Annotated in this window: 11 protein-coding genes; 6 read left to right on the top strand and 5 right to left on the bottom strand. The window is 38.5% G+C overall.

What is annotated here, in order from left to right; translation table 11 throughout:
- The 4 genes from rlmD to IQ264_RS13935 form a co-directional block, all read left to right on the top strand.
- The coding region (gene rlmD / locus IQ264_RS13950) for a 23S rRNA (uracil(1939)-C(5))-methyltransferase RlmD (protein ID WP_193981388.1) at positions 1 to 1286 on the top strand (1286 nt) is incomplete at its 5' end.
- Between the two features lie 628 nt (positions 1287 to 1914).
- Complete coding sequence (gene larE, locus IQ264_RS13945; RefSeq protein ID WP_193981387.1) at positions 1915 to 2763, top strand: ATP-dependent sacrificial sulfur transferase LarE; 849 nt, start codon at positions 1915 to 1917, stop codon at positions 2761 to 2763.
- A gap of 543 nt (positions 2764 to 3306) precedes the next feature.
- On the top strand, positions 3307 to 4980 hold the full coding sequence (gene pckA / locus IQ264_RS13940; protein WP_193981386.1) for a phosphoenolpyruvate carboxykinase (ATP): 1674 nt from the start codon (positions 3307 to 3309) through the stop codon (positions 4978 to 4980).
- 107 nt (positions 4981 to 5087) lie between these two features.
- Positions 5088 to 5774, top strand: coding sequence for an SAM-dependent methyltransferase (locus IQ264_RS13935; protein ID WP_193981385.1), 687 nt, complete (start codon positions 5088 to 5090; stop codon positions 5772 to 5774).
- A 4-nt stretch (positions 5775 to 5778) separates the two neighbouring features.
- Here the strand turns inward: IQ264_RS13935 and IQ264_RS13930 are convergent, their stop codons facing one another.
- On the bottom strand, positions 5779 to 6144 hold the full coding sequence (locus IQ264_RS13930) for a DUF4864 domain-containing protein (RefSeq protein WP_193981384.1): 366 nt from the start codon (positions 6142 to 6144) through the stop codon (positions 5779 to 5781).
- 184 nt (positions 6145 to 6328) lie between these two features.
- Between IQ264_RS13930 and IQ264_RS13925 the strand changes: the two genes are divergently transcribed.
- Positions 6329 to 7471: an endonuclease NucS domain-containing protein gene (locus tag IQ264_RS13925; RefSeq protein ID WP_193981383.1), complete on the top strand. Its 1143-nt coding sequence runs from the start codon at positions 6329 to 6331 to the stop codon at positions 7469 to 7471.
- Between the two features lie 195 nt (positions 7472 to 7666).
- Here the strand turns inward: IQ264_RS13925 and IQ264_RS13920 are convergent, their stop codons facing one another.
- The 3 genes from IQ264_RS13920 to IQ264_RS13910 form a co-directional block, all read right to left on the bottom strand.
- A complete protein-coding gene (locus IQ264_RS13920) occupies positions 7667 to 8098 on the bottom strand; it encodes an RrF2 family transcriptional regulator (protein WP_228061528.1) in 432 nt (143 codons plus the stop codon).
- Between the two features lie 98 nt (positions 8099 to 8196).
- The gene (locus IQ264_RS13915) at positions 8197 to 8664 is read right to left on the bottom strand and encodes a YidH family protein (protein WP_193981381.1); all 468 of its coding nucleotides are present in this window, start codon (positions 8662 to 8664) and stop codon (positions 8197 to 8199) included.
- Between the two features lie 58 nt (positions 8665 to 8722).
- Entirely contained in the window at positions 8723 to 9739 is a 1017-nt protein-coding gene (locus tag IQ264_RS13910; protein ID WP_193981380.1) for a sulfate/molybdate ABC transporter ATP-binding protein, read from the bottom strand.
- A 73-nt stretch (positions 9740 to 9812) separates the two neighbouring features.
- Here IQ264_RS13910 and IQ264_RS13905 point away from each other — a divergent pair, with 73 nt between their 5' ends.
- On the top strand, positions 9813 to 10400 hold the full coding sequence (locus IQ264_RS13905; RefSeq protein ID WP_193981379.1) for a Crp/Fnr family transcriptional regulator: 588 nt from the start codon (positions 9813 to 9815) through the stop codon (positions 10398 to 10400).
- Positions 10401 to 10496: 96 nt separating this feature from the next.
- Here the strand turns inward: IQ264_RS13905 and IQ264_RS13900 are convergent, their stop codons facing one another.
- Positions 10497 to 10937, bottom strand: a complete 441-nt coding sequence (locus IQ264_RS13900) for an RrF2 family transcriptional regulator (RefSeq protein WP_228061527.1) — start codon at positions 10935 to 10937, stop codon at positions 10497 to 10499.
- Positions 10938 to 11070: the final 133 nt, after the last annotated feature.

Raw genomic sequence — 11070 nt, 5'->3', positions numbered from 1 at the left:
GGGTAGGGCGTTTTGGGGAGAGGGTGGTGTTTGTACCGGATACGGTGGTGGGCGATCGCATTTCTGTCCGCTTACTCCGCGTTAAGCCCCAGTACGCCTTTGGCAAGCTGCAAGACATTATTGAACCTTCTGCCCATCGGACTCGCCCTGGCTGCATTGTGGCGGACAAATGCGGCGGTTGCCAATGGCAGCATATTAACTATGAGTATCAGTTGGAAGCAAAGCGGAATTTGGTGATTCAAGCTTTGGAACGGATTGGCGGAATTTCTGCGCCACCTGTGGATGCGGTTTTGGCAGGGGATTCGGCTTTGGGATATCGTAATAAATCGACTTATCCTGTGGGTTTGTCATCGATACAGAAGGTGCAGGCGGGCTATTTCCAAAAGGGTTCTCATCAGATTGTCAATTTGAACCAATGCCCGGTACAGGATGCTAGGTTAAATCCAATGCTTGCTGAGGTAAAGCAGGACATTCAAGGGCGGGGTTGGCGAATTTATAACGAAAAACACCATCGCGGGCAAATACGCCATCTGTCGCTGCGGATTGGGCGACGCACGGGGGAAATGTTGTTAACTTTGGTGGTGAAGGATTGGGATTTGCCGGGAGTTGAGGCTCAGGCTGAAGCTTGGTTGAAGCGTTATCCTCAGTTGGTGGGGGTGTCGCTGAATCGAAATCCCGATCGCACAAATGCTAATTTCGGTGAGGAAACTCGCTGTGTTGCCGGGAAACCTTTTTTACGGGAAAAGTTTGCTGATTTAGAGTTTCAAATTCGCCCGGATACTTTTTTCCAGGTAAATACAGAAGTGGCGGAGTTGCTGTTAAAAGAAATTATTGGGCAACTTAATTTACAAGGAAATGAGGTTTTGGTTGATGCTTATTCTGGCATTGGTACGATGAGTTTACCTCTGGCTAAATTGGTGCGCCAAATAGTTGGTTTGGAGATGCAACGAGAGGCGGTGGAACAAGCTGAGGCAAATGCTATTTTGAATCAGATTACTAATGCTACTTTTCAGGTGGGAGAGGTAGAAAATTTGTTGCCGCAGTTGGCAGTAACGCCGGATATTGTGTTGTTAGATCCGCCGCGTAAGGGTTGCGATCGCACTGTGTTAGATTCTCTTTTGGAAATTCAACCGAGTCGGATTGTTTATGTTAGTTGTAAACCTGCGACTTTGGCACGCGATCTGAAAATTTTGTGTGCTGGTGGTTATCAGTTAACCAGAGTGCAACCTGCTGATTTCTTTCCCCAAACTGCTCATGTTGAATGTGCGGCTTTTTTGGTGAAATAAGTCAGAAGGCAGAAGGTAGATAAAGCTTTTGCACCTTTGGCGACAGAATAAGACGATCGCATTATTGAGAGAGTTAGCTGAAAAATGCGATCGTCTAAGTTTATTAATTATGGGTTTTTAACAACTTGATATTATTGAATAGAGTACTTTTCCATTTGCTTGGCTGGAAGGGCAACTTAGGAGTAATACCATTTCACGTTAAGGTTAATACAAATAATTTGTAGGGGCGGGTTTAGCCATTAACTTGGGCTACCCACCATCAAATCTTCAACAAAACCCGCCCTTTTCAGATATGTATTAACTCAAGTTGCTAGTTACAAGTCTAACTCTTTCTTAGCCCCCCTTATTAAGGGGGGTTGGGGGGATCTAAACCTAGTAATCACAGCCTAAGATCCCCCCTAACCCCCCTTACTCAAGGGGGGAACAAGAAAGAATTAATAACTAGCAACTTGCGTTATTATTCATTTCGTGAATTGGTATAACAGAAATTGTTAACCTAGAAAGGTGGCAAAGTAGTAGTTAGTGCAGCACGGCAGAAATAATCTCTAAGTTGAAAAAAGGTGAAAAGCTTTGTACAACTCTTCTTTGCTTCTGTCTTCTACTGATTGAGTTTGTGAGATGGGAAACTATGTTGGAACAAAAATTAGAGCAATTAAAAAACATTTTTGCGGAAATGGAGCGAACGATTATTGCTTATTCAGGAGGAATTGATAGTACTTTGGTGGCGAAAGTTGCTTATGATGTTTTGGGCGATCGCGCTTTAGCTGTAACTGCGGAATCTGCTTCTTTATTACCAGAAGATTTGGAAGATGCCAAGATTCAAGCGTTAGAAATTGGGATTCCGCATCAAGTAATTCAAACTCATGAAATGGAAAATTCCAATTACACTGCTAACCCAGTAAATCGCTGCTATTTTTGCAAAAGTGAATTGCATGATACCCTAAAACCTTTAGCTTTAAGTTTGGGTTATCCTTATGTGGTAGATGGGGTAAATGCTGATGATTTAAGAGATTATCGTCCGGGGATTCAAGCAGCGAAGGAACGGGGTGCGCGATCGCCTTTAGCGGAAGTAGGAATTACGAAATTGGAAGTGCGAGAAATTTCTAAATTCTTAGGACTTCCTTGGTGGGATAAACCTGCTCAACCTTGTTTAAGTTCTCGCTTTCCTTATGGGGAAGAAATTACGATCGCTAAATTACAAAGAGTGGGGAGAGCAGAACTTCATTTGCGGAAGTTGGGATGGAAAAATTTGCGCGTGCGATCGACTGGTGATACTGCCAAAATTGAATTAGCACCAGAGCAAATTAAAGAGTTTGTTTTAACAACAGATTTACCCCAGTTAGTCACTGCTTTTCAAGAATTTGGATTTATTTATGTGACTCTGGATTTAGAAGGTTATCGCAGTGGCAAATTAAACCAAGTGCTTTCCCCGGAAATTCGCAATAGTAATACCCCATCTCAAGTAATGATGAGTTAATAAGTTCGTTGTGAGGACTTTAGTCCTCTTAGCAAAGCACTAAAGTGCTCACAACAAGCTACTTGAATTACTTTTTTGATTGTTATTTTACTAATGGTTAGTTGGGTGACTAAAGTAAAATAATTTTAGTAAAAAGGTTTCTATAAAGTAATAGATTACACAATTCCTCAATAACTGGTTAAGCTAAAGTAGAATTGTATAGTTCCGAACATAATCAACCTTAAAAATATATCACTATCTTAAAGGGTAAGTGGCACTAACTGGTAAATGAATTATCTATTTAAAGAATTAGATTGCTTTCGGGAGTTTTCCGATAAAAAATAATGTAAAATATACAATTATGAGATGCGTTTATTGCATAAAAGTACACCTCTCATTACCTTGTATTTTATTTACAAATTCCAAAACAGTATTAAAATATACAAAATTTCATTAATAAGTAACTTTAGCCCGAAAGTTTTTGGTAAAAGTTAATAGGAATAACTTAATACCTGGTGATGAACAACTAGGTTAAAACCTAAATATACAAGGCGGGTGCTTAATATGCTGAACTCAACAACTTACCCCCTCAATTCCCTGGATATGACAACTATTAGCCGTTTGGAAGAAAGCTTTTTCCAAGTAGGCGAATCAAAGAATGGAAAAAGCTATAGGTTAGAGTCTTTAGGAATTAAAAATTGCGGTCGTGTGTATCGTAATTTATCAGTATCGCAGTTAGTAGAACATACTTTAGCACGCCAAGAAGGTATTTTAGGTGAGAATGGCGCGGTGTTTGTGAAGACGGGAAAGTATACAGGACGATCGCCTAAAGATAAGTTTATAGTTGACGAGCCAGGTATTCATGATGAGATAGATTGGAACAGCGTAAATGTGCCGATTTCCGTAGAGAAATTCGAGCAACTGTACAAGAAAGCACTTGCTTATATGCAAGGCAAAGATTTGTATGTTTTTGATGGTTATGTTGGTGCCGATCCTGAATATCGGTTAGGTGTAAGAATCATTAATGAATTTGCTTGGCACAATTTATTTGTGCATCAATTGTTTATTAGACCAACAGCAGAAGAACTCAAGCATCATCATGCTGATGTTACAGTAATTTCCGTTCCCGGTTTACAAGGCGATCCTGAAACGGATGGCATTAATAGCGAAGCATTTATTGTAGTGAATTTCCTAAAAGGAATTGTTTTAATTGGCGGAACTCACTATGCTGGGGAAATGAAAAAATCCGTGTTCTCATTCATGAATTATTTAATGACGAAACGGAATGTTTTGCCGATGCACTGTGCTGCCAATATGGACGAAAATGGTAATACAGCTTTATTTTTTGGTCTTTCGGGTACAGGAAAAACAACGTTATCTGCCGATCCAGAACGTCGTTTAATCGGTGATGATGAACATGGATGGTCAACGCAAGGAGTCTTCAATTTTGAAGGTGGATGTTATGCTAAAACTATTCGCCTTTCTAAGAAAAATGAACCGCAAATTTGGGAAGCGTTGCGTTTTGGTTCGTTAATTGAAAATGTAACTATTGACCCAGAAAAACGGACTCCAGATTATAACGATAGCAGCGTTACGGAAAATACTAGGGCTGCTTATCCAGTGGAATTTATTCCTGATTGTGTAATACCTGGTTTTGGTGGTCATCCAAAAACAGTAATCTTTTTAACCGCAGATGCTTTTGGTGTTTTGCCTCCGATTGCTAAACTGACAAACAGACAGGCAATGTATCATTTCATCTCTGGTTATACGAGTAATTTAGCTGGTACAGAAAGGGGAATTACTGAACCGCAAGCGACTTTTTCTTCTTGTTTTGGTAAGCCATTTTTACCTCTGTCTCCGATTGTTTACGCTGAGATGTTGTACGACAGAATTATTGAATATAATGCTGATGTATATCTGGTAAATACTGGTTGGACTGGTGGGCCTTATGGTGTAGGTAAACGGATTGCGATCGCAGATACTCGTGCGATGATTTCAGCGGCTTTGAGTGGTGAATTAAATCATGTAAAATTCCATCACCATCCAATTTTCCACATTTTAGTTCCTGAGTCTGTTCCGGGTGTAGATAGTAATATTTTAGATCCGATCAATACTTGGAGCAATCCAGAAGCATATCAAGAAAAAGCGAAAGCTTTGGCACACAAGTTTGTGGAAAACTTTAAGCAATACCAACGAGTACCACGAGAAATTATGGAAGCTGCGCCTAGTTTAGGTTAGGTCGATCGCTTTTCCAGTGTTGAATTCGCGATCGGCTTTTGATAATCTCTTGTGTGGGGTGGGTAATTCCTCCCCTTATTTTTTTGTAATGTAGGAGCAACAAATTAGTGGGTCTAAAACTGGAAAATGTCATTCCTTGGGGGCGCAATTTTGCCGAATATGTGAGAATGTTTAATCTCACAACAGATGAGTTAAAGTTAAAGATTTTAGATTGTGGTGGAGGCCCTTCTAGTTTTAATGCGGAAATGACTGAGCAAGGATACAATGTAATATCTTGCGATCCGGTTTACTATTTTACTGCTGATGAAATTAGACAGCGAATTCAAGATACTTACTCAGCAGTTGTTAATGGTGTGCAAGCAAATTTAGATTGTTATGTGTGGCAGGAAATTACCTCTCCTGAGCAATTAGGACAGGTACGCATGACAGCAATGGAAAAATTTTTGGCAGATTTTGACTTTGGGCTAAAAGAAGGGCGTTATCTGCCGCATGGGTTGCCAGTATTACCTTTTAATAATTATCAGTTTGATTTAGCTTTATGCTCACATTTCCTGTTTACTTATTCTGAGCAACTTTTAGAAGAATTCCATTTGGCGGCGATTCGGGAAATGTGTCGGGTTGCTAAAGAAGTGAGAATTTTTCCGATTTTAAATATATCGGGAGAAGTATCACCTATCTTAGAACCTGTAATCAATAAATTGGAAATGCAAGGTTATAGTGTGGAAGTGAAACAAGTGGGATATGAATTTCAAAAAGGCGGCAACCAAATATTAAAGGTATGTCCGCCGAGATGAAATTTTAAATAGGTGGTTGGACTTCGATCGGAACTAGGAAACAACCGTTGATTCGCCAACTACCATCAGGTTGTTTTTCCATTTGGTAAAGTGCCCTTCTGGGGTTTCCTTCGGGATCGAGCACCAATACTGGTTGCGCTAAAGCACCGTTAACAATTGCCAGGTTTTCAAATATTACTGAACGAGGACGGTAGACTGCTTCGTAGGAAGAGCGCACCATCTCCATGAAGTTTTCCGGGGTTTGGAATGTAACTTGAATTCCTGGGGTAGCAAGTGAGAATGCAGTAAAGGCATCCTCGTGCTGAAATGCTTCCAGTTGGCGTTCGATAACAAACCGGATGGCGGCGCGATCGCTATCTGTAATTTGCATCTGTTTTGCCTTTGTTTCTATAACGCTACTAATAGAGCAGTTTACTTAAATTATAGAAAGGCTAGCCGCTAGTTGCTAGCGAGAAAACTTAAGAAAGGTTAACAATATGATTTTTTACCAGTTAGTTAAAGCTGATCTATCTGTGGGAATACTAAATTGAGCATATTTTTTTAGTAGTGACAGAATGTTAGATTTAGTTAGTTTAAGAAAAACTGGAACAGGTTGGGAATTTGCTAGCGAAGCTGCTTTGGAAGATTTTATTTGGTTGAATTTAGTTCAATTATTTGGGTTAACTCCTCTCAAGCGGCAATATTCTGTAGATGGGCAAATTTGCGATATTTTAGCTTTGGGTGAAAGTCAAGAGTTGGTAGTTTTGGAATTGAAAAATGTTGAGGATCGATATGTTGTGCAGCAGTTAACTCGCTATTATCATGCTTTGTGTGAGGAAAAGACTTTTAGTGAGCGAATTGATTATGAAAAACCTGTGCGGTTAATTGCTGTTGCGCCAAGTTTTCACCGAGATAATTTTACAGACAGAAAGTATCACCATTTGTCTATTGAATTTTGGCAATTTACGGTTTTGGCAGATTCAGAAAAGTTCTATCTTCAGTTGAAAAATGTGGAAAATGATAAAATTACAAAATTAGAGATTCCGTTTCAAGAAAAGGAAAGTAACGATGATATACCTGAGCCTCCAAGAGCGTTTTTCAAACTACTGGTTAATTGTACTGAGTCGGAAAAACAAGAAATTTTAAAAGTCCGGCATAAAATCCTCAGATTTGATCCACGTATGGAAGAAATTTATAGTCTTGGTAGTGTCCAATATGGCAAACAAAAGGGTAAAACAACTAAATTATGTGCTGAATTATCTCTAGATAGTAAACGTAATATTATACTTTTTTTATGGTTAGCTTTAAAAGGTGGCAAAAGTGAAAGAGTTGCTAGAGCTAGACTTTGGACAGATTGGAATGGAAAGGCTTTGATAGAAGGTTTCGTTCCTGATGGAATAGGCTCAAAAATTACTTCATCCAAAAAGGTAATAGCTAATAGAATCGAAAAGATTAAAGAAATGGCAACCAGAAATTATATAATAACTTCTGACTTTAAAAATATTAGACAATACTGTAAAGACAGAAATGTAATTTTAAAAAGATATTCGAAATTGGGAATAATAACTTATGAAGAGTTAAATTATTTAACATCGGAATTAAAGTATCATGCGGTAATGATACCTAACTATGTACAATATAAAATCGCTGAAAAAAGTTATGAATTATTAGATTTGTTGATTGATTTGGCACTCAAAAAATGGTTATCAAGAATTTAAATTGTAAATTTCTTCTTCTCTTCTCTCTGTGTTCTCTGCGTCTCTGCGGTTCAAAAAAACCTCTTATTCAAAACTCAAATATAACTACTATATTAAATTGCAAAGAAAGAGGAAAAAATTTGAATGGGTGATAACTATCTGTCAACCCCAGACGCAGTAAGGGTTGGACAGAGATCGCCTAATCTAAAAACTAATTTAGATATAATACATAGGATTATTATGTTTACGCTCATCCCTCATCTGACATAAATCTTGGAGAGTATAACGGCTGAGGATTTTTTCGGAAGCAGAATTAGCTTGCTGCCAAACTTTATAAATTGCTTCTTTTTCTAGAGTGCAATAATCCGATCGCTTTTTCTCTTTCTGCTCACCTTCTAAAGAAATCACAACTTCCAATACAGTAATCTCCCAAGGTTCACGACTTAATACATAGCCACCTTTAGAACCACGATGACTTTGTACTAAACCACCACGCCGCAGACTAGTAAAAACTTGTTCCAAGTAACGTTCAGGAATTGGCTGTTTAGTTGTAATTTCGCTAAGAGTTAACGGAACTTTTTTAGTGGTATTGCTGGCTAATTCTATAAGTGCTAACAAGGCATATTCCAGTTTGGAAGATAGTTCCATAAGACTGTAGCTTTCGTTGTTTGGGGGAGAATCTAACATGATATTGTTGTTAACTAGATGAACAAAACAATTTGAGATATAATTTTTTTTTTTACATTTTAAAACATGGAAAACTTTAAATTAGTTGGCATAGTTAAAAGAACATAAATTACACCTGTTCCTAAAAGCATTACCACTAAACTAAAAAGAATTACCCACCTTTTTGAAGGTTGGTAAGTATCGGCATCAATTGCACCCAGAACCCAAAAATAGTGCTGGGTTGAAAGTAAGACTGTTACTAAACCAATTCCGGCAAAAAGTAAGCCAAGTGCCCAACCGTAACCTGTTCCGGGAGCATCAGGTGAAATCAAATAACGTAGGCGTGCAATTAATACTCCAAAACCTGTGAGAGCGATCGCAGTTCGCATCCATGCCAAATAGGTTCTTTCGTTGGCTAAATGATCTCTGGTTCGCTCCGAACTTGTTTTTGCTCTGGTTACAACTTTTTTTGCTGCTAATTCAGAATTCACCTGTGCTAACGGCTCAATAGTCTGGGGATAATCGCTAGTTTCTTGGAGTGGTTCCATAAGTCTAAAAATTTGAGGTTAACGATTGGCACTTGTTAATTTTTTAGGTGCAAAACTCTTATTTCAAAACCGCATAAGGGAAAATTTTGATTTTCTTAGATTGCACGTAAACTTGTTGACTTGGCTGCAATTGCAGTTGCAGAAAACGCTCTCGACTTAGGTAAGCATTTACTCTTTCTCCTGACTCCAAAACTAACTCCACGCGAATTTCCCAACCCAAATAAATAATTCGGTCAATTCTCGCAGATACCGCACCTTTAACAGGTTGTAGCTGAACTAAAACATCGTGAGGTCGGAGGAAAATTTGCTCTTTTTCTGTGAGCCGTTTATTAGTATGTAAAAAGCCTGTATCGCCTGGTAACACATTCACTGGCCCAAGAAAACTCATCACAAAAGGAGTTGCCGGATTATCATAGATTTCTGATGGTTGACCAACTTGTTCCACACGACCATGATTCATCACCACAATTTCATCAGCTACTTCCATTGCTTCTTCTTGATCGTGGGTAACAAATACAGTCGTTACTTGCACTTCTTCGTGCAGATTTCGTAACCAAGTCCGCAATTCTTTACGGACTTTGGCATCTAATGCACCAAAAGGTTCATCTAATAACAAAACTCTTGGTTGTACTGCTAATGCTCTAGCTAAAGCAACCCGTTGTCTTTGTCCACCAGAAAGTTGAGAAGGATAGCGATCGCCTAACCCCCCCAACTGAACTAACTGCAAAAGTTCCTCAACTCGCTGCTGAATCTTGTTTTTCGCTACTTTGCGAATTTCCAAAGCAAAAGCTATATTTTGGCGAATTGTTAAATGTTTAAACAAAGCATAGTGCTGAAACACAAAACCAATGTGACGTTCCTGCACACGCTGGTAAGTAGCATCTTCTCCAATCAGCCAAATTTTTCCAGTATCAGGAAGTTCTAACCCTGCAATCATCCGCAACAAAGTGGATTTTCCCGATCCAGAAGGGCCTAACAACGCCACCAGAGAACCTGTTTTCACTTCTAAATTTACCTGGTCAACGGCGGAGAAAGAGCCAAATCGTTTAGAAACATTCTCGACTTTAATACCCATATTGTGCCTCGACAAGAAACTGCTATATTTAAAACTACGCTAAATACATCGACAAACAGTATTTTACAATACCATGCTCTTTACGCTACTCTCAACGAAACAATCTGTAAAACCAATTCGCCAGCAATTCAGTCCCCGGTCAATATTGCCAATTAAGTCAAATCAGCTTTGGAAAATTGAGTCAGGTGTGGTCAAAGCAACCACTTGGCTGGAGGACGATGCGATCGTTACTTTGGGAATTTGGGGGCCAGGAGATATTGTCGGTAAAGCTTTATCAAAGGTGGAAGCTTACCAAATAGAGTGCTTAACCAAAGTAGAACTAATACCATTTCACGCCCAAGAGTGGCAGGAAATTACAGACCTTCTATTAGCGCATATTCAACAAGCTGAGGAATTATTGCTAATTCGTAGCTATAAAAAAACCGATGTGATGGTGATTAAGCTATTAAGTTGGCTGGCAAAAAGGTTCGGTCATGAAGTTAAAAACGGGCAGTTAATTGATGTACGTTTAACTCACCAAGATATAGCGGAAATGCTTGGTGCAACTCGCGTTACTGTGACTCGCGTCTTAATTCAATTGGAACAACAAGGTTTGATTGAACGCCTTTCTTTACATAGATTTTTGGTTAAAGAAGAGGAATTATGGCATTACGAAATTTAGGTAAATCCTGTTAATTATCAGTGTTTGTATAATCTCCAATAAAATTTCGCATACCTCTTTGCTGACAGTTAAAAGAGGTATATTCTTCTAGATTAATTAAATATAGTACATTTGATTAGATTTGCGGCTTTCTTTACGTTTATCAGATAAACTTTTTAGAGAATAGCTGGCAAAAAGCTGCATTACGGATTGATTCGCTTGCGACCATATATCCTCAATTAATAAATTATCTACAGATTCAACTGAAGCCTGTCCTGATTTTTCTGGCTGAGGAATACCTTCTAAACAAGTGACAATTTCTAATAAAGTAATATTTTCTGGCGCTTTAGTTAAACAATAACCGCCTTTTATTCCCCGATGAGAACGAACAATTCCACTACGTCGCAGGGAGATTAACAATTGCATCAGATAACGATAAGGAATGTTTTGAGCAGCAACGATTTCATCTACTTGTAAGAAACTGCTTTGTTGATAATGATCGGCTAGTTCTAACAAGGCTAATAAACCATATCTTACTTTAGCGGATAGTTTCATCATCTTAACGTTGACACTGATTATATTAATACCACACTTTAACGATGTGTTTTATGTAGTTTAAGAAAAATCGCTAAATTTTACTTTTTTTCATCTGCTAATTAGAAGAAAAAAATTGCAAAAAAAGCTACTTTAA

Source organism: [Phormidium] sp. LEGE 05292 (genome assembly GCF_015207735.1).
GTDB lineage: Bacteria > Cyanobacteriota > Cyanobacteriia > Cyanobacteriales > Aerosakkonemataceae > Floridanema.
This window is presented reverse-complemented; position numbering and strand designations above follow the sequence as displayed.